The organism is Rhizobium sp. YS-1r, from assembly GCF_000757525.1.
Taxonomy (GTDB): domain Bacteria; phylum Pseudomonadota; class Alphaproteobacteria; order Rhizobiales; family Rhizobiaceae; genus Neorhizobium; species Neorhizobium petrolearium.
Genome location: NZ_JPYQ01000006.1, coordinates 903,488 through 927,484, shown reverse-complemented (window position 1 = coordinate 927,484; position 23,997 = coordinate 903,488). Strand labels below are relative to the sequence as shown.

Annotated in this window: 18 protein-coding genes; 12 read left to right on the top strand and 6 right to left on the bottom strand. The window is 60.6% G+C overall.

The genetic code is table 11. The features are described 5' to 3' along the window. Window positions 1–12: 12 nt before the first annotated feature. Window positions 13–1,590 (bottom strand): ABC transporter substrate-binding protein, encoded by a 1,578-nt coding sequence (locus JL39_RS08880; protein ID WP_052182750.1) that lies wholly within the window; start codon window positions 1,588–1,590, stop codon window positions 13–15. A gap of 172 nt (window positions 1,591–1,762) precedes the next feature. Here JL39_RS08880 and JL39_RS08875 point away from each other — a divergent pair, with 172 nt between their 5' ends. The 7 genes from JL39_RS08875 to JL39_RS08845 are packed head-to-tail and all read left to right on the top strand — an operon-like array spanning window position 1,763 to window position 9,025. Next, entirely contained in the window at window positions 1,763–2,773 is a 1,011-nt protein-coding gene (locus JL39_RS08875; RefSeq protein WP_161784748.1) for a GntR family transcriptional regulator, read from the top strand. A 15-nt stretch (window positions 2,774–2,788) separates the two neighbouring features. Further along, window positions 2,789–3,490, top strand: a complete 702-nt coding sequence (locus tag JL39_RS08870) for a creatininase family protein (RefSeq protein ID WP_037148330.1) — start codon at window positions 2,789–2,791, stop codon at window positions 3,488–3,490. Continuing rightward, on the top strand, window positions 3,487–4,506 hold the full coding sequence (locus JL39_RS08865; RefSeq protein ID WP_037148328.1) for a 2-dehydropantoate 2-reductase: 1,020 nt from the start codon (window positions 3,487–3,489) through the stop codon (window positions 4,504–4,506). The genes JL39_RS08870 and JL39_RS08865 overlap by 4 nt, the downstream gene beginning before the upstream one ends. Beyond that, window positions 4,503–5,249 carry a glucose 1-dehydrogenase gene (locus JL39_RS08860; RefSeq protein WP_037148326.1) on the top strand — a complete coding sequence of 249 codons (747 nt, stop codon included), beginning with the start codon at window positions 4,503–4,505 and terminating at the stop codon, window positions 5,247–5,249. The genes JL39_RS08865 and JL39_RS08860 overlap by 4 nt, the downstream gene beginning before the upstream one ends. Next, window positions 5,246–6,661, top strand: a complete 1,416-nt coding sequence (locus JL39_RS08855; RefSeq protein WP_037148324.1) for a dipeptidase — start codon at window positions 5,246–5,248, stop codon at window positions 6,659–6,661. Before JL39_RS08860 ends, JL39_RS08855 begins: the two co-directional genes overlap by 4 nt. 2 nt (window positions 6,662–6,663) lie before the next feature. Further along, window positions 6,664–8,025, top strand: a complete 1,362-nt coding sequence (locus tag JL39_RS08850; RefSeq protein ID WP_161784747.1) for an amidase — start codon at window positions 6,664–6,666, stop codon at window positions 8,023–8,025. Between the two features lie 58 nt (window positions 8,026–8,083). Beyond that, window positions 8,084–9,025 carry an acetamidase/formamidase family protein gene (locus JL39_RS08845; protein ID WP_152601073.1) on the top strand — a complete coding sequence of 314 codons (942 nt, stop codon included), beginning with the start codon at window positions 8,084–8,086 and terminating at the stop codon, window positions 9,023–9,025. A gap of 51 nt (window positions 9,026–9,076) precedes the next feature. Here JL39_RS08845 and JL39_RS08840 read toward each other — a convergent pair whose 3' ends face one another. After that, window positions 9,077–10,573, bottom strand: coding sequence for an ABC transporter substrate-binding protein (locus JL39_RS08840; protein ID WP_037148319.1), 1,497 nt, complete (start codon window positions 10,571–10,573; stop codon window positions 9,077–9,079). A gap of 398 nt (window positions 10,574–10,971) precedes the next feature. Between JL39_RS08840 and JL39_RS08835 the strand changes: the two genes are divergently transcribed. The 3 genes from JL39_RS08835 to JL39_RS08825 all read left to right on the top strand — a co-directional run bounded on the left by JL39_RS08835 (window position 10,972) and on the right by JL39_RS08825 (window position 14,345). Further along, window positions 10,972–12,495: an ABC transporter substrate-binding protein gene (locus JL39_RS08835; protein ID WP_200883922.1), complete on the top strand. Its 1,524-nt coding sequence runs from the start codon at window positions 10,972–10,974 to the stop codon at window positions 12,493–12,495. A gap of 89 nt (window positions 12,496–12,584) precedes the next feature. Next, window positions 12,585–13,502, top strand: a complete 918-nt coding sequence (locus tag JL39_RS08830; protein WP_037148317.1) for a M14 family metallopeptidase — start codon at window positions 12,585–12,587, stop codon at window positions 13,500–13,502. A gap of 75 nt (window positions 13,503–13,577) precedes the next feature. Then, on the top strand, window positions 13,578–14,345 hold the full coding sequence (locus JL39_RS08825) for a transporter substrate-binding domain-containing protein (protein ID WP_052182746.1): 768 nt from the start codon (window positions 13,578–13,580) through the stop codon (window positions 14,343–14,345). A 169-nt stretch (window positions 14,346–14,514) separates the two neighbouring features. Here JL39_RS08825 and JL39_RS08820 read toward each other — a convergent pair whose 3' ends face one another. From JL39_RS08820 to JL39_RS08805, 4 genes are all read right to left on the bottom strand, one after another. Next, window positions 14,515–15,855, bottom strand: coding sequence for an HlyD family type I secretion periplasmic adaptor subunit (locus JL39_RS08820; RefSeq protein WP_037148314.1), 1,341 nt, complete (start codon window positions 15,853–15,855; stop codon window positions 14,515–14,517). A gap of 14 nt (window positions 15,856–15,869) precedes the next feature. After that, window positions 15,870–18,035: a type I secretion system permease/ATPase gene (locus tag JL39_RS08815; protein WP_081952749.1), complete on the bottom strand. Its 2,166-nt coding sequence runs from the start codon at window positions 18,033–18,035 to the stop codon at window positions 15,870–15,872. Window positions 18,036–18,046: 11 nt separating this feature from the next. After that, window positions 18,047–20,113, bottom strand: coding sequence for a hypothetical protein (locus tag JL39_RS08810; RefSeq protein WP_037148312.1), 2,067 nt, complete (start codon window positions 20,111–20,113; stop codon window positions 18,047–18,049). Window positions 20,114–20,229: 116 nt separating this feature from the next. Further along, on the bottom strand, window positions 20,230–21,903 hold the full coding sequence (locus JL39_RS08805) for a hypothetical protein (protein WP_037148785.1): 1,674 nt from the start codon (window positions 21,901–21,903) through the stop codon (window positions 20,230–20,232). Between the two features lie 638 nt (window positions 21,904–22,541). On the opposite strand from JL39_RS08805, the gene JL39_RS08800 reads away from it, so the two are divergent. Continuing rightward, window positions 22,542–23,351, top strand: a complete 810-nt coding sequence (locus tag JL39_RS08800; RefSeq protein WP_152601070.1) for a response regulator transcription factor — start codon at window positions 22,542–22,544, stop codon at window positions 23,349–23,351. Further along, window positions 23,296–23,829, top strand: a complete 534-nt coding sequence (locus JL39_RS08795; protein WP_052182745.1) for a hypothetical protein — start codon at window positions 23,296–23,298, stop codon at window positions 23,827–23,829. Before JL39_RS08800 ends, JL39_RS08795 begins: the two co-directional genes overlap by 56 nt. The last annotated feature ends 168 nt before the right edge of the window (window positions 23,830–23,997 follow it).

Genomic DNA, 23,997 nt, shown 5'->3' with positions numbered 1-23,997 from the left:
GCAGGCTCGGATTTATTTCTCTTTCCAGGTCTTGGCGAAGATGTTGTTGCCAAGCGGAATCTGAAGGAAGCCGTGAACCTTCTTGCTGAGCGCCACCGGATAGGGCGTCTCGTAGAGCGGCACGGTCGGACCTTCCGCGTTGTAGATATCCTGCATCCGGGCGTATTGCTCGGCCCGCTTCTTCGGATCCATCTCCTTCTGCGAGGCTTCGAAGAGCTGGTCCGCCTCGTCGCTCTTCCATCCGGTATGCAGAGCGTCGATAGTCTTCGAATAGACGAAGTAGGAGGTGATCTCGTTCGGATCGGCGATGTCGTCGGTCCAGGCGGCATTGCGCATCACGAAGGTGCCGTCGCGATACTGCTGTGTGCGGGTCGGATTGTCGACCTGCTGCAATTCCAGCTTGATGCCGATCTGCGCCCACATCTGCTGCAGTGCTGTCGAGGCGGCGATCTCGTCCTGGTTGCCGGCGAGCACGAGGATGCTGGTCGAGAAGCCTTCCTCGAAGCCGGCCTCCTTCATGAGGACCTTCGCCTTGTCAAGGTCGTAAGGATAAAGCGGCTTGTCGCCGACATGCAGCGGCGTTGCGGTGGACATATAGGAGGTCTGCGGTTTGCCGACGCCGTGGGTGACGATTTGGATGATCGCTTCCTTGTTGACGGCAAAATTCATCGCCTGGCGCACTTTCGGGTTGGACAGTGGATTGTCCTTGCCGCCGAGCTGCGGGCGTACATTGAGCGTGATGTAGGCGACGCGTGTGGAGGGGAAGAGCTCCATGTCGAGGTTGCCCGAGGACTTCAACTCGTTGACGCGGGAGTAGGGGATGAATTCGGCGCCGTCGATCTCGCCGGACGTAAGTTTCAGAATGCGTGTGGCGTCATCCGGGATCAGCTCGAAGTTGATGCCGTCGAGATAGGGCAGCGGCTGGCCATCCTCGCCTTTGGCCCAGTAATATTCGTTGCGGACCAGCTTCATGCTGGAGCCGCGATCCCAGGATTTCAGCACGAACGGGCCGGAACCGATCGGATGCTCGGCGAAGGCCTTGGCCTTTTCCTCGTCGGTTGCGCCCGGCGAAGCCTCGAACTGCTTCTGCGGCAGGATCGCGGTATTGAAAACGGTCAGTGCGGCCAGGATGGCTGGGTCCGGATGTTTGAGCTTGATGAGGATGGTCTTATCGCCTTCGGTCGTCACATCGTCGATGGACTCGATCATGAAGCCCCATATGCCGTTATCCTTCTTGGCGGCACGCTTCAGCGACCATGCGGCATCGGCGGGCGTGATGGGCGAGCCGTCGGAAAACCTGATGCCGTCGCGCAAAGTCAGCGTGAGGTTCATGCCGTCGTCTGCGAGCTTGTATTCGCTGGCGAGCCCCGGCTGAACTCCTTTGCCATCATCCGTCGGCAGAAGCAGAGTGTCGTAAAGGTTGGAGAGAATCCATATGTCGACATTGGCGTCGTTCAGGACCGGGTCGAGAAAAAGGCTGTCGGCGTAGCGGCCGTAGGTCAGCGTGCCGCCCCGTTCCAAGGCGAACGCCGAGATGCCGGTTCCCAAAAGAAATGCAGCGGTAAACACCGCCATAGCGATTGTTTTCATGGCCATTCCCCTGGTTATTTTACGAAACTGTTCTTGTTGGTAATAACGATTTCATGCGCTGGAAACGCTGTCAACTGAATTTCCGCGCCGAACGTTGGATAGTTCTTGACCACACCTTCTGTGGAGCGATAATCGTTATATTCAACTATAACGGACAATGACGAACAGCTTCATGGAATTTTTCATCGACCGAGAGCTGCCGGTGCCGCTGCGCACGCAGCTTCAGGGGCTTATCGAATACGGCATCACCTACGGGGAACTGGCGCCTGGGGAAGCCTTGCCTTCGGTGCGGGAGCTTGCCGAGAAGATCGGTGTTGCGCCGATGACGGTGAGCCAGGTTTATGCCGATCTGAAAGCTGCAGGCCTCATCGATACGAGGCCGGGCGCCGGCACTTTTGTCAGTGACAGCCAGCAGGCGCGGGTGGCTGGCAGGACCGAGGCCAGCGGGTTACGCCGGCATATCGATCAGCTGATCGACGAAAGCCGGGCGCTCGGCATCCGGCCGACCGAACTCGTCTCGCTAGTCAGTGCCCGTGTCTTCTACCGCGACAGCGTCGGACCGCGCCTCAGGATTGTCATGATCGGTCTGTTTCAGGACGCGACTGCGAGCTATGCCCGTTTCATCGCCGCCCGGCTGGGGCGCGATGTCACCGTGGAGCCTGTGACGGTCGCGGCCCTGGAGCGGGATGCCAAGATCAAGGCGCTTGCCAATTCCGCCGACCTCGCCGTCACCATCGCCAACCGGCACCGAGACGTGGCGATGCTGGTGCCGAATACGAAGGTCGTGACGATCAGCTTCACGCCGTCGGAGGAAACGCGCCGGGCGCTCGCCTCGCTGGACTCGCTTGCTCGCATCGCCGTCATCTCGCGGTTCCCTGAATTCCTGCCGATCATGAAGAGCGGCGTGCAGCGCTTCGCGCCACATGTGGGAGAGGTTGCCGCCGGCGTGCTCGATACGCCGGGCCTCGATGCGGTGATCGCGAATGCCACCGTAGTCGTCTACGCCTCCGGGGCGGAGAGCATTCTCGCTGACGTTCCAGAAGGTGTGCCGGCGATCGAATATCGCCATGCGCCCGATACGGCCGATATCGAGCGGGTAATCGTGCCGATCATACGCGCTGCCGGCGTCTCGCCGCAGCCCGTGGACGACGCGAAACGAGCGCCGATCGATGTGCAAGGATAAGGAAGGCAGACGGAGATGAGAATATCGGAATGTAACTGGCAGCAGATCGAGGCCTATCTGAAGACTGACGACAGAGCAGTCCTGCCGCTCGGCAGCACCGAGCAGCATGCAGGACTTTCGCTATCCGTCGATTCCATCCTGTCGGAGAAAGTGGCGGTGGAGGCGGCGGCACCTCTCGGCATTCCGGTCTTTCCCGTGGTGGCCTATGGTATTACGCCCTATTTCCTTTCCTATCCGGGCACCATCAGCATCCGCCAGGAAACCTATGTCCGTCTCGTCCGCGATATCCTCGACGGGCTGAGGCGGCAGGGTTTCCGCCGCATCCTGATCGTCAACGGCCATGGCGGCAACCAACCGGCCGGGAGCCTCGCGGTGGAATGGATGGCGGACAATCCGGACACCGCCGTCAAGTTTCACAACTGGTGGAACGCGCCGAAGACCTTCGCCAAGGTGCAAGAGACCGACACCGTCGCCTCGCACGCTTCCTGGATGGAAAATTTTCCCTGGACGCGACTTGAGGGCGTCGCGCAACCCTTGCAGCGCAAGCCCATGATCGACACGGCGCGGATGCGGGTGATGTCGCCGGAGGCCGTCAAGACCTATCTCGGCGACGGCAATTTCGGCGGTTACTACGAGCGGCCGGACGAGGAGATGCAGGCGATCTGGGACGTGGCGATCGAAGAGACGCGCGCGCTTCTCGAAGGAGACTGGGCATGAGCGGGCCGGTCCTGATCTGGGGTGCCGGCGCGATCGGCGGGACGCTGGGGGCTGCCTTCATCCGGGCCGGCGAAGAGGTGATCTTCGTCGACAACGTCAAGGAACATGTGGACGCGATCAACGAGAAAGGGCTGAAGATCGTCGGTCCGATCTTCGAGGACGTGGTGAAGGCAAAGGCCTATCTGCCGGAAGAGCTCGAAGGCCAATATAAGCGCACCTTCCTCTGCGTCAAAGCCCATCACACGGAAGAGGCGGCGAAGGCGCTGGTCAGACATCTCGCGCCGGACGGTTACATCGTCTCGGCGCAGAACGGCCTGAACGAACGGGTGATCGCCCGCATCACCGGCGATAGCCGGGTGATCGGCTGTTTCGTGAATTTCGGCGCCGATTATTTCGAGCCCGGCGTGGTGCAATATAGCGGCCGCGGCGCCGTCGTCATCGGCGAGCTCGACGGCCGTTTCACGGACCGCGCCGAAAGCATCTACCAGCTCATGAAGACCTTCGAGCCGAAGGCGCTGATCACCAACAATATCTGGGGCTTCCTCTGGGGCAAGCTGATCTATGGCGCGCTCTTGTTCGGCACGGCGCTCACCAATGACAGCATCGCCGACGTGCTCGAAAATCCGGTCGCCCGGCCGGTGCTGCGCAAGCTCGCGCTGGAAGTGGCGACCGTCGCGGCCGTCAACAATATCAAGCCAGAGGCCTTCGACGGCTTCGACCCCGCAGCCTTCGGGCCGCTCGCGACGCCGGAACAGACCAACAAGTCCTTCGACGATATGGTGGCGCATAACCGCAGGTCGGCCAAATCCCATTCCGGCATCTGGCGGGATCTGGCGATCCGCAAGCGGAAGACCGAAGTGGACGCGCAGGTGCTTCCGGTGGTCGAGATCGGCCGGGAATCCTGCGTGCCGACGCCGCTCGCCGCGCGCGTCATCGAGATGATCCATGAGATCGAGGACGGCAAGCGGCCGCTCGACATGGCCAATATCGACGAACTTGCGAGGGCTGCGGCATGAACATTTCCTTCGACGGCAGGATAGTCATCGTCACCGGCGCGGCGCATGGCTTCGGTCGAGCGATCGCACAAGGGTTCGCAAGCCGCGGAGCAACGGTGCATGTCTGCGACATCAATGCCGCGGGGCTCGAGGAAACGGTAAAACTCTGCGGCCCGAACACGTCCGCGCACGTGCTCGATGTGGGCAGCCGCGCCGATGTGCAGAAGCTCGTCCCGACCTTCGGCGACGTCGATATCCTCGTCAACAATGCCGGCGGTGTGCGCGGCCAGACCGGCCGGCCGATCGAGGAGATTTCCGAAGGCGACTGGCAGACGATCTTCGACGTCAACCTTTCGGGCGCCTTCTTCATGGCGCAGGCGGTGGCGCCGGCGATGAAGAAGAAGCGGGCGGGGCGCATCATCAACATTTCCAGTGGTGCCGGCATCGGCATTTCGCTCACCGGCATCCAGGCCTATGCCAGCGCCAAGGCCGGCCAGATTGGGCTGACCCGCCAGCTTGCCCACGAACTCGGCCCCTGGAATATCACCGTCAACAACGTCGCGCCCGGCTTCGTGCGCTCCAACCCAACGACGGAAAAGCAGTGGGAGGCGATGGGCGAGGAGGGACAGGCGCGGCTCCTGCAGAACATCGCGCTGAAGCGGCTCGGCTCGCCCGATGATATCGCCGCCATGGTGATGTTCTTTGCGTCGGACTATGCCGGCTGGATTTCCGGCCAGATTATCAGCGTGGACGGCGGCAAATGAGCGTCGAGGCCTTTCTTGACGCCAATTATACCGCCGCTCTGGAAGACCTGAAGGCTTTCTGCCGCATTCCGAGCGTTAGCACCGATCCGGCCTATGCGGAGGGCATCAAGGCGGCTGCACATTTCGTGGCGGACCGGCTCACCCGTGCGGGCTTTTCCGAGGTCGAATTGCTGGAAACAGGCGGCCATCCCGCCGTCTACGGCGAGCTCGTACGTGACCCGTCGCTGCCGACCTTCCTCGTCTACGGACATTACGACGTGCAGCCGCCGGACCCGCTCGACAAATGGAAGACGCCGGCTTTCGAACCGGATGAACGGGATGATCGGCTCTATGCCCGCGGGGTCTCCGACGACAAGGGGCCGCTCTTGATCCCGATCCTCGTCGCAGAGGCGTTCATGCGCGAGGAGGGGCGGCTGCCCGTCAACCTCAAGGTGCTGATCGAGGGCGAGGAGGAATCCGGCAGTCCGCATTTCGAGCTGACGCTCGAAAAGTACCGTGAAAAGCTTTGCTGCAATCTCGTGCTTTCGGCCGATGGCGCCATGTGGCGGCCGGACAGGCCGTCGATCACGGTCGCAAGCCGCGGCCTCGTCGCGTTGGATGTCACGGTGACGGGCGCCGCGAAGGACCTGCATTCCGGCCGCCATGGCGGCAGCGCGCCGAACCCGATCGCGGCGCTTGCAGCGCTCCTCGCCTCGATGCACGGGCCGGACGGCCGCGTCGGCGTCGACGGATTTCTCGACGGCACGAGCCCGCCGGATCCGCGCATCATCGCGGCGATCGAGGCTTCGGAGTTCGACAATGAAGCCTATTATCGCGAGATTGGCGTTCCGGGAGCCGCCCCGGTCGAGACCGGCCGCGAACTCCTGATCCGGCAATGGCTGGAGCCGACGCTGGAATTCAACGGCATTTCCGGCGGCTACCAGGGCATGGGCACCAAGACCGTCATCCCGAATTCGGCGAGCGTCAAGATTACCTGCCGGCTGATCGCCGGGCAGAAGCCGGACGCGGTTGTTGCTGCGATCACAAGCTATCTCGAAAAGCGCCTGCCGAAGGGGTTCACGCTCCAAGTCCACCGCCACGGGCCGGGCAGCGAAGCGGATTCCATCGATCCGGATCTGCCGGCATTGAAGATTTCCGAGGATGTGCTGGGCGAGTTGCTCGGCCAAAAGCCGCTGCGCGTCGCCATGGGCGCGACGATCCCGATCGGCAGCGCTTTCCGCAAGCATCTCGGCTGTGCTTCAATCTTCTTTTCCTTCTCGACCGCGGACGAGGATTACCATGCTCCGAACGAGTTCTTCCGGCTGGAGAATTTCCGCCTCGGTATGAAGGCCTGGACGATGCTGTTGAGACGGCTTGCCGAAACCCCACTGATATCGTCGCAGGAGCGGAGGATTTCGCAAAAGGAGGAATGAGCGTGGAAGGGATACGGCGCATGCCGGAAGGCGATATCGGTTTTCTCGGCGTGGAGGAGTTCGCTGCCCGTTATCGGAACGGTTCCCTGTCTCCCGTCGACGTGGTGGCGCAGGCGCTGGAGCGGCTTGAGGCGCTCGAACCACGCCTGAACGCCGTCGCCCATGTCATGCCGGAGGAGGCGATGCGCGATGCGGAGCGCGCCGCCGCTGCACTTCGTTCCGGGACAAACCTGGGGCCGCTGCACGGTATCCCGGTCGCCATCAAGGATATCATCGACGTTCGCGGCGCGCCGACCGGTTTCGCAAGCCGTGTCCGCAAGCCGGCCATCGCTGCGGATGACGCGCCGCTCGTTGCCCGGCTGCGTGCCGCCGGCGCCATCATCCTTTGCAAGACCAACCTGCTGGAATATGCCTATGGCATAGCGCATCCCGATATCGGCCAGACCAACAATCCGCATGATCCATCGCGCACGTCCGGCGGTTCGAGCGGCGGTTCGGCGGCGCTCGTCGCAGCCGGCATCGTGCCGCTTTCGGTCGGCACGGATACGGGCGGTTCGATCCGCATTCCCGCCTCCTATTGCGGCATCGTCGGGCTGAAGCCGAGCTATGGGCTGGTGCCGACGGAGGGCGTCTTCCCGCTCTCCTGGAGCCTCGATCATGCCGGGCCGCTGGCGCGCAGCGTCGCCGATGCGGCGTTGATGCTCGGCTGCCTTGCCGGCCTGGATATCGCGCTGTCACCGCCGTCGCTTTCCGGCCTGCGGATCGGCTTTGCCAGCTATCATTGCGACAGTCCCGAACTGACACCGGCGGTGGCGCAGAACCTCAGGGAGGTCGTCGAGGCGCTGAAGGAGCGGGGAGCGATCGTCAGGACGATCGACATTCCCGAACTGTCGCCGGCCAATTCCATGCTGCGCCACATCATCAAGCCGGAGGCGTCGCTCATCCATGCGGACCTGCACCATGAAAATCCGCAGGGCTATGCGCCGCGGACGCTGACCCAGATCGTTTCCGGTTTCGAGACGCTGGCGGTCGACTATCTGAGGGCGCAGCAGTTTCAGGCAAAGCTCCGGCAGGCGGTGGAAGCGCGTCTTGCGGACGTGGATGTGCTGCTCAGCCCGAGCGTTCCCTTTCCGTCGCCCGTCGAGGATCCGGAATTCACCGAGGACGGCGAGGAGGGAGAAATGTTGTCGAGCGGATTTTCCAACATGACCGGGCATCCCTCGGTCAGCATCCCCTGCGGCATGGACGGCCATCTGCCGCTCGGCATCCAATTGACAGGCAGGCTCGGCGGGGACGAAAAATTGCTGCAGGCCGCGCATTCCATCGAGGCGGCGCTCGGCGCCTATCACCGGCCGATGATTTAAGAAGTTTAAGAGTGCTCCGCTTCAGATCCTGCGGGGCGGAACAATGGAGCATAAAGCCATGTTACATAAAGTCCCGGCATCCTCGACCAATTGCGCGTGGGGCTATTTCGATCCCACCCGGGAGCCGGTCGTCACCATTGATAGCGGCGACACGGTGGTGATCGACACGGTCTCTGGGCCGGTCGAGGTGCTGCCGAAGAAGGGGTTCACCATCCTTCCCGAACATCTGGAGATCCATGAGAACTGCCGGCCGATCATGCAGGGCCATATCCTGACCGGCCCGGTCGCGGTGCGCGGCGCCAAACCTGGCCAGGTTCTGGAGGTGAAGATCCTCGATATCGAGCTTCGTCAGGACTGGGGTTACAATGTCATCCGCCCGCTCGCCGGTACGTTGCCTTACGATTTCGAGACCTCGCGGCTCCTCAACATTCCGCTCGACAAGGAGAAGAACGTCGCGCGGCTGCCCTGGGGGCTCGACCTGCCGCTCGCCCCCTTCTTCGGCGTCATGGGCGTCGCGCCGCCGCCGAACTGGGGCCGCATCACCTCGATCATGCCGCGCGCGCATGCCGGCAATATCGACAACAAGGAACTCGTCGCCGGCACCACGCTTTACCTGCCGATCTTCAACGATGGCGCGCTGTTTTCCTGCGGCGACGGTCACGGTGCGCAAGGTGATGGTGAAGTCTGCATCACGGCGATCGAGACAGCGTTGCGCGGCACGTTCCAGATGATCGTGCGCGACGACCTCGATTTCATCTATCCCCGCGCCGAGACGCCGACCCATTACATCACCATGGGCATGGACCCGGACCTCGACCAGTGCGCTGTGATGGCGCTGCGCGACATGATCGTGCTGCTCGGCGAGAAGGGCGGGCTGTCGCGGGAAGACGCCTACACGCTTTGCAGCCTGGCCGGCGACCTGCGCGTCACGCAGACGGTCAACGGCTGCAAGGGCATTCACATGATGATGGCGAAGAAGCTCGTCCACCGGGAGGCTTGAGGGAAAGGGCCGGCCTTGCTGCCGGCCGTTCCGGGCGCATCGGACCGGGACCTACGAGGCCCTGGTCATGCCCTTGATGCTGATCAGGCCGGTCGGCAGCGGCGTGAAGCCCTTCAGGTTCTTGGCAAGTACGAAAGGCCAGGGCTGGTGGTAGAGATAGATGATCGGCAGCTGGTCCTGCAGGATCGACTGGGCGTCGTCATAGAACTTCTTTCGGGTCTCGAAATCGGCCGTCACCTTGGCGGTGTTCAGGTCCTTGTCGACCTGTTCGTTGCAGAAGCCGGCATAGTTGAGCGATGCCTTGCAGGTGACGAACTGATGCAGGTTGCCGTCCGGGTCGTAGCGACCCGACCAGCCGGTCAGCACGGCATCGAAATCGCCGCTCTGGGTCTGGGCGAGCATCGAGGTGAATTCGACGGCGCGCAGCTTGATGTCGAAGCCCGCTTCCGCCGCCATGGCCTGGATGAGTTCGGCGACCTGCTGGCTGGTCGTGGAATTGGCGAAGAGCAGTTCGAACGAAACCTTTTCGACGCCCGCTTCCTTGAGAATCGACTTCGCCTTGGCGACATCGCGGGCCGTTACCTTGATGTCCTTGTTGTGATAGGGGCTGACGCCGGCGAATGGCTGCTGCGCCGGCTGAAAGATGCCCGAGCCTACCACGTCGTTGATGACGTTGCGGTCGATGGCGAGTTCGAGCGCGAGCCGGATGCGCTTGTCCTTGGCGAGCAGACCCTTGGCGCGGGTTGTACCGTTACCGACATTGATCGTCATGCCCTGGTAGCCAACGCTCGTGACCTGCGCGAGCTGCAATTTGTCGTCCGCCTTGACCGAGGGAATGTCGGAGGGGGCGAGACGTTCGAGCATGTCGAGCGCGCCCGATCTGAGGTTCGCGAGCCTGACCGTCGTGTCCGGGATGATCATGAATGTCAGCTTGTCGAAATGGTAGTCGGCCGCGTTGCGGTAATCGGCGAACTTCTCCAGGTCGATTTTGTAGTTCTGCTGGCGGGCGACGAACTTGTAGGGACCGGAGCAGGAGGGCGCGGTCACGGCTTTCTCGAAGCTCGCCGGCGACAGCATCATGCCGGCACGGTTGGAAAGCTGCGGCAGCAGGGTCGGATCCGGCTGCTTCAGCATGATCTTGACCGTCAGACCGTCGACCACCTCGACGCCCTTGACCGATTGCAATTCCGATCTGCGCATGCTGTCGGGCAAAGTGACGGCGCGGTCGAGATTGGCCTTGACGGCGGCAGCATCGATGGCGCTGCCGTCATGGAATTTCAGGTTCGGGGAAAGCGTCAGGGTCAGTTCGGTGCCGTCGGCGTTCCACGACCACTTTTCGGCGAGTTCGGGTTTGACGACGAGATCGGCCCCTATGGCGACGAGGCTGTCGCACAGGGATTCGAATACGACCTCGCCGACGAAGGTGCGCGAGCGGGCCGGGTCGAGACCGTCAAGATCGTCCTGCAGACCGATCTTCAGGTCGTCGGCCTGGGCGCCGGCCGCGATGAATGCAGTCATCACGGCAGGCAGCAGCGACGAAAATCTCATTTTCATTCTCCTCTGGTTGCTGGTTTTTCACCAGGAAGGTGCCGGTCCGATGTTCCTTGCCGGCCTTCTTCCGGCGGGCCGGGCGGGAGGTGACACCGGTGGCGCCGTGAAGGACCGGAAGGACATCTGAGTCGGTTCAAAATCTATAATCGTTATACATCTTTATAACAGAGCAGGCGGTTGAGCATGTCAATAGGAACCGGTCGTTTCGTCGATTTCAAATTTTTATCGGATGATTTCCAAAAATGACCAAGAAAATTCTAAAAGAACAACAGTGATGGAGCCCATAAAATGGGCAATGCACGAGATTGTGCATTGCTGTTCTCTTATGTTAGTACAATTTTAGAACTGCTTTCCGGCAGCGGGTACCTTCCGCAAACAAGAGAGAGGTATTGTCCATGATTTCCATGACCGGGCGGCGCGACATCGGATCGATGTCCGCTTTCCTTGCCGCAATTCTCGTCACCGCTTCCGCTTCGGCGGCAGACCTGAAGATCGGCCTCAGAGCCGATCCGGATGCTCTCGACCCCGCGACAGGAGGCTCGGTTGCCGGCCGCGTGATCTTCGCGGCGCTGTGCGACAAGCTGATCGATACGACACCCGAAGGCACGTTCCAGCCGCAACTCGCCACGTCCTGGTCATGGTCGCCGGACAGTCTGACGCTGACGCTCAAGCTTCGCGATCAGGTGGTCTTCCACGACGGGCAGCCGATGGATGCCGCTGCGGTCAAGGTGAATCTCGACCGCTACCGCACCGATCCGATCTCCAGGCGCAAGACCGAGCTGAAGCCGGTGGCGAGCGTCGATGTCGTTGATCCGCTGACCGTGGCGATCAAGCTCAGCCAGGCCTATGCGCCACTCGTCAGCGTGCTCGCCGATCGAGCCGGCATGATCATGTCGCCGGCGGCGCTCGCAAAAGACAGCGCCAATATCGGAGCGCATCCCGTTTGCGCCGGCCCGTTTCAGTTCGTGGAGCGCGTGTCGCAGGACCACATCACTCTGAAGCGCTTCGACCAATACTGGAACAAGGACGCGATCTCGCTCGATTCCGTCACCTACCGGATGATCCCGGACGATGCCGTGCGCCTGCTCAGCCTGCGTTCCGGCGACCTCGACCTCATCGAGCGGCTGTCGCCGAGCGATGTCGCGGCGATCAAGGACGACAGGGGCGTCAAGGCCATCGAAGGGCCATCGATTGCCTTCGACGTCATTTCCATCAACATCGCCCATGGCGAAAGCGCCGACAATCCGCTCGGCCGGAATGCGAAGGTGCGCCAGGCGCTGGAGCTTTCGATCGATCGCGGCGCGATCAGCGAGGTTGTCTATGAGGGCCTGTTCCCGCCGGCCAACCAGACGGAGCCCGTCGGGGCGCCCTATTACGACCCGACCCACGCACTGAAGGGCCGCGATGTCGCCAGGGCGAAGATGCTGCTTGCGGAAGCGGGGGTGACGAGCCCGTCCTTCACACTTTCCGTCGCCAACAGCCCGACGCTCGCCCAGGTCGGCCAGATGGTTCAGGTCATGGCTGCCGAGGCCGGCTTCGACGTGAAGATCCAGTCGCTCGAATCCTCGACGCTCGCCGCCAATTCGGATGCCGGCAAATATCAGGCCTCGATGGCGATCTGGAGCGGGCGGCCCGATCCGGACGGCAATATCAGCCCGTGGGTCGCCTGCGACGGCTTTCTGAACTGGGGGCGCTACTGCAATCCCGCGTTGGACAAGCTGCTCGCCCAGGCGCGGCAGGTCACCGATGAAAAGGAGCGCGCCAAGCTCTATGCGCAAAGCGTCGGCATCTATCTCACCGACGTGCCGTTCATCCCGCTCTATCACTACAAGTCGATCTGGGCGGCACGCAGCAATGTCGACGGCTTCGTTCCTTATCCGGACGGGCTTATCCGGCTGCAGGGGGTGAGGAAGAGCTGACCAGCTCCGCCGGGAGAGACGCCGATTTCACGGAAGGCGCTCGAGCGCCTTTCGCCGAGCAGGTTCAATCGCTTTGAGGATTTTGTTCGATGAACGTCTTGCCAGCTCTTCGTAGCGGGAAGCCGCGTATGGAATTCGGCTATGTCCGTCCGACGGAGGAACTCGAAATCCCCTTCGCCATCATTGAAGGCGCCGAGCCGGGTCCCTGCCTGCTGATCACGGCCGGCGTACACGGCTCGGAATATTGCTCGATCGAAGCGGCTGTCCGCCTGATGCAGACGAGGCCGGTGGAGATCAAGGGGACGCTGCTGATCCTGCCGATCCTCAACACGCAGGCGTTCCGCAAGCGCAACATCTACATCATGCCGCAGGACGGCAAGAACCTGAACCGCATGTTCCCCGGCAGGCCGGACGGCACGACCAGCGAGCGCCTCGCCCATTGGCTGGTGACGGAAGTGTTTCCGAAAGCCGACGCCTATGTCGATTGCCATGGCGGCGACCTCGACGAAGGTCTTCAGCCCTTCACGATCTTTCCCGCCGGATGCGAGAAGTCGAAGGCGCTTGCGGCCGCCTTCGGCATTCCGGTCGCCGTCGCGACCGGCGGAGCCGGTTATACAGTGGATGCGGCCCACAAGCTCGGAGTCCCGAGCATCCTGCCGGAGGTGAGCGGCAACGGGCTATGGGGAGACGCGACCGTCGCCCAGATGACGGACGGCATTCGTGGTGTCATGCGGCATATCGGCATGCTGCCAGGCGCGGCTCCGGTCACGCCGCTCGACGTCGTGACGATGTGGGTGCCGGTAGCGCCCGCGACCGGGCTCTGGTACCCGCGGAAGGATCTCTGCGAACCGGTCGCCCAGGGCGAATTGCTCGGCGAAATCCGGACCGTGTTCGGCGAGGTGCTGGTCAGCATCCATTCTAAAAAGGAAGGCTTCATTCTCTACCGGCTGACGAGCCTGTCGGTGAACGAGAAGGAAGCGTTGCTCGGCGTCGGCACGCCGGTTTGAAGATGACGCCTCGATCTTCCTTCTATGGGGAAGGGGGCTTGCCGCGCCCTGTGGATCAGCCAAGGGAGTCTTTCCATGTCATCGACCACCACGGACGCGGTCGCCCGCGACGATCTCGCGCTCCTCGAACTCACCCCGACGGGAAGCCTGCGGATCGGCATCGTCGCCGCACCGGCACCATCGGCCCTGTTCGCCGTCTTTGATGCAGGGAGCCAGGCTTATCGCGGCGTAACCCTTGATATCGGCGGGGCGCTCGCCGCAAGGCTCGGTGTCGCGGTGGAGATCGTCAACTTTCCGAATTCCGGCGCCTGTACGGATGCGGTCGAAAACGGAACGATCGATGTGAGCTTCATGCCGATCGACGACGAACGGCGCCGGCGCGTCGCCTTCGGTCCGATCTATTACGTCCTCGAAAGCACCTATCTCGTGACCGCCTCGTCGGGCATCACAACCTTGGAAGAGGTCGACCGGGAAGGCGTGCGCGTCATAGGCATCGCCAATACGACGACGATCCGCAGCGCCGCACGTTCCCTCAAGACGGCAGTCCCCGAAGCAGTGGAAACGATCGCCGAAGCCATCGATCGTCTGCTGCAGGGAAAGGCGGAGGCCCTGGCGCTTTCCCGCGACGCCTTCCGAACGCTGCTTGCGAAACTTCCGGGCGCCCGCGTCCTCGACGGCGGCTTCCAGCAGACGGGCATTGCGATCGCCGTTGCTCACGGCAAGCCGTCCGCTCTCGCTTTCGTCAGCGCATTCCTGGAAGAGGCGAAGGCTTCGGGCCTCGTCCGCAAGGCGCTCGACGACGCGGGCTTTGCGGACGCGCCCGTGGCACCGCCGGGCGCCTGATGCGCAATCCTGACCGGAATGGATCCGTGTGGCGGAAATCGAGGTTCTATAGCTCCTGCCGGGAGTTCAGCACTCCTCAGCCCGCGTCGGCGGGCTGCTTTTTGCTCTCATCGGAACCATCGAAGCTCTGCGTGTTGACTTCCGCTTGACTTCCGCTAGGGGGCCAACTTCAACGCTCGGAAAATGCCCTCGACATACTGTCGGTGATCGGTTTCACGATATAGCTGAAGAATGTCCTGACCGAAGTCTGGATCATGATTTCCGCCGGCAACCCGGGTTGCGGGGTGAAGCCCCTTACGCGGGCGATTTCGTCTAACGAAAGGTGGATGCGCGCGATATAGACGTCGTGGTTGACAACGCCGGCCTTGCTGTCCTCCAGCGCGTCGGCGGAAACATAGAACACCTCGCCGTTCAGGATCGGCGTCGTCCGCTGGTTCAATGCGGTGAGCCGAACGGTCGCCTTTTGACCGACCTTCACATTGTCGATCTCGTTGCGGGGAACCTTCGCCTCGATGATCAGCGGCACGCCCGCGGGTAGTATCTCCATGATCCCTTTGCCGCTTTCGATAACGCCACCGGTCGTATGGTAATAGGTCCGAACAATGGTGCCGGAGACGGGCGCGACGATGGTCGTGCGACGCAGAATGTCATCAGCCTCGCGCGACTGTTCCCGGGCCGCGTCCCGCTCACCCTGGATGGATTGCAGCCGATCAAGAGCATCCTCCCGATAAGCCTCTTCGGCATGGGCTACTTCCTGCTGGGCCTTCAGCAATTGTGCGCCCGTTTCAGCGATTTCGGAGTTGAGCCTTCCGATCTGTCCCTCAGCATCCGCCATTGCGCGCTGAAGCGCCTTGACCTCTGTTGCCCGAAGCAGGCCCTTGGCCAGCAGGCCTCTCTTCGTCTCATACTCCTCCCCCAGCAAAACAAGCTGACGGGAGATTGCGTCGCGATGTCGGGTATAGCCTTCGCTCCGGAACTCCAGCGCCTTCATGTTCTGCCGCAGCAAGGAAAGCTCGGTCGCGAATTTAACGCGCTGGGCCTTGAAATTGAGTTGCTGGGTCAGCAAGATCGATGAGACATCCTGGTCATTCTTGAAGTCGCCGAGGATATCCGGGATTTTGATGACATCAGTGCCTTCAGCCTGGGCAACAAGACGCGCCGCGGTTGCTTCCAGCCTGATACGCCGCAGGAAAATCTCCCGCCTCTTTGAAAGCGCGGCGGTCTCGTCAAGTTTGACCAGCGGCTGGTTTTCGACGACCTGGTCGCCTTCACTCACCAGCAGTTCCTTGATGATCCCGCCCTCGAAATGCTGCACGACCTTGTTGCGGCCTGTTGCAACAAAGCTGCCCTGAGCAATGACCGCGGCCGCGAGCGGGGCGGTCGAAGCCCAGGTGCCGAAACCGCCGAAGGCGACGATCAGGAGAACCAGACCGGCCAAGGTCTGTTTCCAAACCGATCTTGGGACTTCTTCATACCATTCGAGATCGTGAATTTTTGCAACGGAAGACATGATTTCCGCTCCCCCTATTGCAGTTGATGACCGAAAGAGCCGGTGTTGAGGTTGATCCCCCGGGCTTCGATAGCCTTCAGGACATCCATGCGCGTGCCGAACAAGGCAACCGTACCGTTGACGAGCAGGAGGATCTTGTCCACGTTGTTCAAAAGCGCCGGCCGCTGGGTGATCGTCGCAACCGTTATCTTGTTTTCCTTGGCATGCTGGAGCGCCCGTAGCAGCGCGGCATCGCCGGCGTTGTCGAGGTTGGAATTCGGCTCGTCGAGTACGACCAGATGGGGATCCCCGAAAAACGCGCGGGCAAGGGCTATGCGTTGTTTCTGGCCGCCCGAGAGAGGCGCGCCGTCGGCTGCGACCACAGTCTCATAGCCATGGGGCAGGCTTGCGATCATCTCATGAACGTCCGCCAGCATGGCCGCACGGTAGATCTGCTCGTCGTTCGCGTCCTGTCGCATGCGCGCGATATTGGCCTTGATCGTGCCGGGGAAGAGCTGCACGTCCTGCGGGAGGTAGCCGATGTTCTCGCCGAACTGCCGCTGGTCCCAGTTGCGCAGGTCCATGAGATCCAGCCGGACGTTGCCCGATGTCGGCAGGATCGATCCGACAAGCATTTTTCCCAGGGTCGTCTTTCCCGCGCCGGAATTACCGATGATCGCCAGGGAATCGCCCGGTTGGAGGGAGAGGGATATGCCGTTGAGCACCACGCGTTTCGTGCCTTGCGGCACATAGAGCAGCCTTTCGACATCCAGTCGCCCCTCAGGCTTGGGAAGGTTCAACCGCTCGAAATTGAAGGGAGACGACGTCAAAAGCGTCGCTATGCGGCCATAGGCGGCCCGGGACTGACTATACTGATTCCAGCCATCGATGGCGCCTTCGATCGGCGCCAGCGCACGGCCGGCGATGATGGAAGCCATGATCACCATCCCGCCAGTGATCTCACCTTCGACCGATAGGAACGCGCCCCAGCCCAGCATGGCGATCTGCGTCAGGAGCCGGCAGGCTTTTGAAATAGCGGCGATGGTGATGTTGCGATCCTGCGCGATGACCTGAGACTTCAGGGATGAAGCTGTATCCTTGCCCCATATCTGGACTGTCTCGGGGATCATCGCGAGAGCATTGATGATCTGCGAGTTGCGGGACATGGATTCCAGATGCAGGTTGGCTTTCACCTGTGCGGTATTTGCCTCCGAAAACGGTTCCGCCGTCATGCGCTGGTTGAGTTGGGTGAAGATAAGCAGCAACACGGCCGTCAGGACCACGATAAATCCGAGATGCGGGTGAATCAGGAATACGGCCAGGACGAACAGCGGTGCGATCGGTGCGTCGAGGAACGAAAGAAGCGTTCTGGACACCAGGAAGGAACGGACCTGCTGCAGGTCGTTCAGAATTTGATATTCACGCCCGTTTCCGTAGAGGGATGCTCGGGCGGCAGCGCTGAGGATCGGAGCGCCCAGTTGTGCGGCGACTTCCACTGCAGTGCGCATCAGAATAAAGCGACGAAGCGCATCGAATGCCGCTTGCAGGATGACGGCGGCGACGATCACAACGGTCAACATGATCAGAGTATCGATCGACCGGCTTGTAAGAACGCGGTCGGATATCTGGAACAGATAGACCGGGATCGCGAGCACCAGGATGTTGCTTGCAACAGTAAACAGCATCACGATGCCCAAATTCACGCGCACAGCTTTGATGCCGGCCCTCAGACTTGCCGAAAAATCGATGGGTGCAAGACGCTTGTGAAATGGTGTGTCGCCATTGCCCGAACCGGTGCCTCCGCCTGACGACGGAGATTTGCCGATTGTGCTGCTGTCGATCCGGAGAGGGCCTGTGTCGCCATCGATGGTGATCATGCCCTCGGGGCTCTTCGCTCGGGGGGCTTCCCGCGCCGGTGTTCTGGATTGAGCTCCGATTTCCGTTTCGCTGACGTTGTCTGCTGTCGGCAAGGGCACGACCTCGGCATTTGCGGTGTGTTCCTCCTTTCTGGAGGTATTCTGCGGGGTGTCCCTGGGGTCCAGTCGAGATATTGTTGCCGATGTCGCCGCGTTCTTTGTTGACAGCTTCAGGCAGTCTTCCACGGCGCGCTCCAGCGTTGCATAGATTTCCTCATCGCTAATTTGTGGGTCCCGAAGACCCGAAGTCTGCAGGCGCTCTGCCCGCCTTTGTGTGTCCGACATGCTTCCCCCCTCTATCCGAGCACATGTTGTAATCCGTCGTTTTGATAGTGCCCGTCATGATCTGTGGGCATCGAAATGCCCGGTGCCTCGTAGTCCCCTTCCAGCATCGTTTCGTCCAGGAAGACCACCGCCTCGTTGACGAGTGCATCCGGATCCCGCGTAAGGAGCTCCGGCTGATGTGAAATCAGTTCCGCCTGAAAGAGTGTTTCCTGGGAATATTGCTCACCGCCGACATAGGTTTGCCCGAAGGAGTCGAGATCCAGAATGGCGGCCTTGTTTATCAGCACGTTGCCACCGGTTGAAACAGACCATGTGGCATCGGCGCGGGGATCGATCGCGTTCATGGCGAGCGCGATCTGATCACTATCTCCGACAATGTTGGTCTGGCTGACATACTGGATGTTCAGCAGGTCGCCGCTGACATAGAGAACCCGCAATCCGGGGAGATCGGCGAACATGGGATCCGTGAGAACGCCGCTGGACAGCTGGTAATTTCCCGCCGCGAAATCGTTCGCGGCATCCAGATACGCGGAGGGCAACGTTTCGAAGCGGTCGGCTCCCCCCACATTTTGGATGTAAGCCTGGTTCCAGAGCAGATTGCCTGAACTGGCGATGCCTCCTTCGCCGCTGGTTTCAAAACCCGAGACCGCGCCGACGACGTCGTTGTCGATCAACACATTCGTCTGGTGGATGATATTGGCGTCATAGAGGGAGCCGCCCACGATTATCAGATCATAGGAGAATCCGAGTTCGAAAATCGATGTCTGGTTGGCGCTTGTATTGTCTCCGGCAATGACCTGCGTCGTAACGCCTGATGCGGATAGGACACCGACATCGTTGTCGGACATGAACACATATTGCTCGAGCCAGTTGGTGATGAGCAGATCGCCCTGGATTTCGGCAACGGCCCAGGCGGCGGGAAACCCTCCCGCGGCTGCCTCCGTGTCTGGAGCATCCTCCAGCGGATCGTCTCGCTTGAAGGTCGCTATATTGAAAACCTCGTTGGCACTGTCCTCGCTCATCCAGTTATCGACGGCGGAGGTCACGGAATCCGTATCCCATAAGGCATTTGTCTGAACGATCGCATTGACTTCGACATGGTCGCCGACGACTGCCGTAACGGTTCCCGCCGTCCAGAGATTTTGGATCACGGCTTCGTTGACGGCTGTGTTGTTTCCCGCAACGAGCTCGACGGAATTCTTGACAGTGACAGAACCATCTTCGGAAATGACGACATTGGATGGCTGACCGTCATCCTCCTCGGCGTCTCCATCGGCAATTTCGTCCTGCTCGCCACCGTCAGTCGCATCGCCTGCGTTCTCTTCTTCAGGGGCTTCCTCGCCGAAAGAATGGTAGTCTTCCAGCTGGGGTGTCTCCTCGACAATCTCGCCATTCACATAGATGCCTTCGATCGCCTCGGATTGCTGGACGGAGATCTCTGCCGGACCTTTTGAGGTCACGTTCGCCAGAGCCTTGAGTTGAGACGCAACGTTGTTGATGATCTCGATGAGCTCGACGTTGGTAGTCGGCATATCGAGACTGTCGATCGGCGCTTGGGAGAACACCTCATCCGCCGCATCCAAAAGGTCTTGATCGCTGACGGGCTGCGGATTGAACTCGATATTGCTTCCGCCGACGTTGAAATTGTCGTCATCGGAAAGTGACGCTGCCTGCACAATGTAATTTGCGACCGAACCGGGGGGCTCGATCGTCAGCATCTCGGCCGGACCACCGGTATGATGTCCGGGCAGGTCTTTTTCCGGATGATACGGCGGGGGGGCGGGGGAGTCATCCTCGACAGACGGGATTGAAGAACGATCATGCCATGACAGAGGCTTCGTGTGATCGATCGGCCTCAGATAAATCGGCGCTTTGTAGGAGATTTGCGGATCGAAGCCGATAAATTCATACGGTGCATCAAAATCCGAGAGGGCCACCGGTTGGGAATGCAGATTGCTCTTCTGGGCATGATAGGAGAAATCGGGATAAGCGTCCCGCAGGCGTGTCTCCTCGATCCTCATGTGAAAGAGGCCGATGAAATGCGCAATTTCGTCGGTAATCTGATCCATCGCCGTCATGACATGGAGCCTTTTGTCGACATTGCCTGCTGATCACACTCAGCAAAGGTTGGACTGCGCAGCGATGCGCAGTCCATGGCGTGCTCCCGCTCCAATGAGCGGAGTTGAGCTATGGGTCAGGATGTGCTGTCGTCGCCATCTTCGCCGACTACGGTGCTCGTGAGGCTGCCGCCGACGATCGTCATGTCGATCGCGTTCTGCTGCAGGTTTGCACCGAGGACGATTTCCTGGTTGAAGGCATGCGTCTCGACGAAGGCATCGGCCGATGCGCTGCTCGTGCCGGTGACAAAACCGTCGTCACCATTGCTCGAGCCCCATGTGCCGCCGTCCCCGCCGGCTCCACCAAAGCCGGTGGTGGCGATGCCGCCCATGCCGCCCGCAGCACCAGAGCCGCCGATTGCCCAGCCGCCGACCGCACCGCCGCCGGTTCCATCGGCCCAGGCGCCGCTCAGGGCGTCTCCGCCCTCGCCACCGTATGCCAGGGCATCACCGCCCAGGGCATCGCCACTAGTCGCAGCGCCGCTGACACCGGCCCCGCCTGTACCAGCACCGCCTGCTGCGCCATTGCCGCCGGCACCGCTACCGGCACCTGCACCGAACCCAGCGCCGAGGCCTGCACCGAGGGCGTCGCCGCCGGCACCGCCAGAGCCGCCAAATCCGCCAACGCCACCGTTTCCGCCATCGGCATCGCCGCCTTCGCCGCCTTCGCTGTCTCCGCCGTCGCCAGCGTCTCCACCTTCGCCACTTTCATTGTTGACGAAGATCGGATTGATGAAGCCGAGGCTGCCGCCGACGAGAGCGCCCGCATCGCCGCCGGTGGAATCGCCGCCGGTACCGCCGTTACCTGCGTTGCCGCCATTGGCATTTCCGGCATCTCCGGCGTCTCCGCCATCGGCATCACCACCTTCGTCGCCATTGCCGGCAAATGCCAGCCCAGCACCGAGGCCCAGGCCCAGGCCGAGGCCGAGGCCCAGACCGTCGCCGCCGTTTCCGCCGCGACCACCATTGCCGCTTCCGCCATTGGCTTCGCCGCTGTCAGCTTCACCGCTGTCGGCATCGCCACCATCGGCATCTCCGCCGTCGCCTTCACCGCCGGCCGCTACACTTGCCGCCAGGCCGCCGAGGCCAATACCGCCAAGGGCAAAGCCGCCAAGGGCTGCGCCGCCGCTTCCACCGTTGCCGCCGTTGGCGTCAGCATTGCCGCCGCCGTCGCCGCCACCGGTATCGGTGCCGATGCCTTCCGACGCGATCGCAATGCCACCGTCCGGATGAGCATCAAGATCGAAGGAGCCGCCATTGTTGACAGACGCGCTGCCGAGATGATCATTGTCCTGGATGTTGGCGACTTGCGAGATGACATTGGCGACGTCGTTGCCGGCGCCGGTCAAGGCGTCGTTCAGAACATCGTCGATGCGGATGTTGAACATTCCGTCGATATCGCTGTTGTCGATATCGGCAAAATCGTTGTCCTCCGGCAGATACTCGTCAAGATTCAGCCCGACATCGACGGTTACATCGACAGTCGTCTCGTTGACGTTTTCATTGAAGTTGCCGTTGCCGTTAAGGTTGAGGCTGCCGTTACCGTTGAGGTTCAGATTGCCGTTGCCGTTGCCATTGCCGTTGAGATTGACCGACTCGCTGCTCTGGCCCTGATACTGGCCCTGGCCCTGATCGGACGACTGCTGTTGCTCCTGGCGTTCTTGCTGCTGCTGCTGTTGGCGTTCTTGCTGTTGCTGCTGCTGTTCTTGGCTGTCATCGTCGAACAGATCGTAAAAGCTACGCTTTGCCATGACATTGTCCTTTAAATAGAGCGACGCCACGACCACCATTCATCTTCTTTGGAGGCCTTTGTTCGTCGCTGTTGAAGCAAACATGCTTTAATCGAGGCGATAGGGCGCGCATCGACGCGGCCATCAGCCGGCTCTTTTTCCATGATGTCTGGTTTTCGTCTCCTCCTCTATTCTCCCCGGTCCTCCCGAAAGGGCTGGAGCGGGCGCTCGCTTGACCGCGTACTCGCGACATCGCGTCCATGAAGCAGCGTCCGTTCTTCAAACGCTTCGGACGGCGCATACTGTGGCGCGATTGGGTAGAAGAGATAAGGTAATATATCGATCTAGCGCGGCTGGCTGACCGACGGCGTAGGATAATCAAATAGGTGTAGGGGACATGACCAAGAAGACGTAAGGTCTGGCTTCGGTATTTCTCCCTGCGAACGAGCAGATTTTTTGCAAAACGCAAAAGAGATCATAAATTCACGTTTTGTTCCAGTGGAAATAAGCTTTTTGGCTATAAAGCATCATCAATTCGATCTATTTTATAGCTTATTCGGTCTATTCCCAACCCTCTGGTCCTGGTTTACCGTCTCCCGGAAAAAGAGGCGAGAAGTGCGTTTCGCATATGCGCCCGACAAAAGGGAGGGAATTTCCTCATGCAAGTTTCGCATACTGCTTCGCAACATGCCGGCTTGGATCTGACAGGTTCTTTGTCGACGATGAATGCTGCCCGGACACTGCTTTTCATCTGCTCACCGGGGACGATATCCACCGCAATGATTGCCGCTATAGAGAGTGAATTTCCCTGGCTCTCAGTGAAAACGGTCTCCGATCTGCAGTCCGCTCTAATAGAGCTCGATATCTCGGTTCAGCTTGTGCTGGCGGATACCGTATTTGCTCCGGCCCTGCGCGAGCATTGGCCAAAACTCGCAAGGCTTCATCATAATGTCAGTGTTGCGCTCATCGGCAACGGCGACGATATGACTTCAAGTGAGATGCAGAGGGCGGAAATCATCCAGGGAATCGTGCCGTTCAACGTCAATCTGGATGTGTTTCTGTCGATCCTCCGCATCATATTGAAGGGCGGTCGATATTTCCCTTCGAGATATCCTCTCTTGCAGCAGGAGGTGCCTCCGGAAAAAAGCCGCGATGGCTCCGAAACCCAGTTCCGGCAACAGGTTTCCAGTGGTTCCCCTGTTCGAATGCTTGACAGGCTGACAAAGCGTGAGAGGGAGATCCTGGCCAGGATAGCAATGGGCAATCAAAACAAGATCATTGCCGCCACCCTCGGTCTGTCCGAACATACGGTCAAAATTCATATTCACAACATCATCACCAAGCTCGGCCTACACAATAGGACTGAGGTCGTCGCTCTGTATTTTGAGCAAAGACGCAAGGATACCGCTGGCAATGCACACGATCCCAACCGTCGCCAAGACGGCGGCAAACGCTCAGATAACGAATAGCAGGCTTCAGGCGATCCTGCTCCTGATCGGGCAGTTGAACTATACCTGGACCAATACCGAAAGCCTGCTCATTCACATGATTGCCGGCCTTGCCAATGTGGATAAGGAAACGGCGATCGTCATTTTCCTGACTTTGAATACGACCCGGGCGCGTATCGATCTCGTCGAGCGTCTGACCAAAATGAAGAAGACGCCGGCGACCTGCCGCCGAGAAGTCCTCGATGCCACTCGCCGTCTTTCAGACGAGGCAAAACTTCGCAACAAATACAATCATTGCATCTATTCTTTCGATCCCGACAGCGGTCGCAGCATTACGCAATCAATGCGGATATTCGAAAGCAGGGATGAAATCAAATACGGAAAGATAGAGGAGCTCGACGGAGCGGAAATCGGTCGAATACAGGAAAGCATCAATTCTCTCGTGAGGATCAACCGGATGTTCTGGGACATCACGGAACGTTATGGCTTTCCGAAATAGAGCGGGTGATCGGGCGGTCTGGTCCGGGAATAGTTCGTTTGAACAACTTGCAACCTGCGATCTCGACCGGCCCTTATACGCCGTGGCCGGCGGGCCGCTTCGCTCTAGGCGCATCCGGACGGTATCTCGTATCAGGCGCGTCACGACTCGGGCGAGATCTGCGTCGCC

Excerpts from the sequence above, each read along its gene's own strand:
- JL39_RS08880 (WP_052182750.1), bottom strand. The coding sequence starts at position 1,590 with ATGAAAACAATCGCTATGGCGGTGTTTACCGCTGCATTTCTTTTGGGA.
- JL39_RS08875 (WP_161784748.1), top strand. The coding sequence starts at position 1,763 with ATGGAATTTTTCATCGACCGAGAGCTGCCGGTGCCGCTGCGCACGCAG.
- JL39_RS08870 (WP_037148330.1), top strand. The coding sequence starts at position 2,789 with ATGAGAATATCGGAATGTAACTGGCAGCAGATCGAGGCCTATCTGAAG.
- JL39_RS08865 (WP_037148328.1), top strand. The coding sequence starts at position 3,487 with ATGAGCGGGCCGGTCCTGATCTGGGGTGCCGGCGCGATCGGCGGGACG.
- JL39_RS08860 (WP_037148326.1), top strand. The coding sequence starts at position 4,503 with ATGAACATTTCCTTCGACGGCAGGATAGTCATCGTCACCGGCGCGGCG.
- JL39_RS08855 (WP_037148324.1), top strand. The coding sequence starts at position 5,246 with ATGAGCGTCGAGGCCTTTCTTGACGCCAATTATACCGCCGCTCTGGAA.
- JL39_RS08845 (WP_152601073.1), top strand. The coding sequence starts at position 8,084 with ATGTTACATAAAGTCCCGGCATCCTCGACCAATTGCGCGTGGGGCTAT.
- JL39_RS08840 (WP_037148319.1), bottom strand. The coding sequence starts at position 10,573 with ATGAGATTTTCGTCGCTGCTGCCTGCCGTGATGACTGCATTCATCGCG.
- JL39_RS08835 (WP_200883922.1), top strand. The coding sequence starts at position 10,972 with ATGATTTCCATGACCGGGCGGCGCGACATCGGATCGATGTCCGCTTTC.
- JL39_RS08830 (WP_037148317.1), top strand. The coding sequence starts at position 12,585 with ATGAACGTCTTGCCAGCTCTTCGTAGCGGGAAGCCGCGTATGGAATTC.
- JL39_RS08825 (WP_052182746.1), top strand. The coding sequence starts at position 13,578 with ATGTCATCGACCACCACGGACGCGGTCGCCCGCGACGATCTCGCGCTC.
- JL39_RS08820 (WP_037148314.1), bottom strand. The coding sequence starts at position 15,855 with ATGTCTTCCGTTGCAAAAATTCACGATCTCGAATGGTATGAAGAAGTC.
- JL39_RS08815 (WP_081952749.1), bottom strand. The coding sequence starts at position 18,035 with ATGTCGGACACACAAAGGCGGGCAGAGCGCCTGCAGACTTCGGGTCTT.
- JL39_RS08810 (WP_037148312.1), bottom strand. The coding sequence starts at position 20,113 with ATGACGGCGATGGATCAGATTACCGACGAAATTGCGCATTTCATCGGC.
- JL39_RS08805 (WP_037148785.1), bottom strand. The coding sequence starts at position 21,903 with ATGGCAAAGCGTAGCTTTTACGATCTGTTCGACGATGACAGCCAAGAA.
- JL39_RS08800 (WP_152601070.1), top strand. The coding sequence starts at position 22,542 with ATGCAAGTTTCGCATACTGCTTCGCAACATGCCGGCTTGGATCTGACA.
- JL39_RS08795 (WP_052182745.1), top strand. The coding sequence starts at position 23,296 with ATGCACACGATCCCAACCGTCGCCAAGACGGCGGCAAACGCTCAGATA.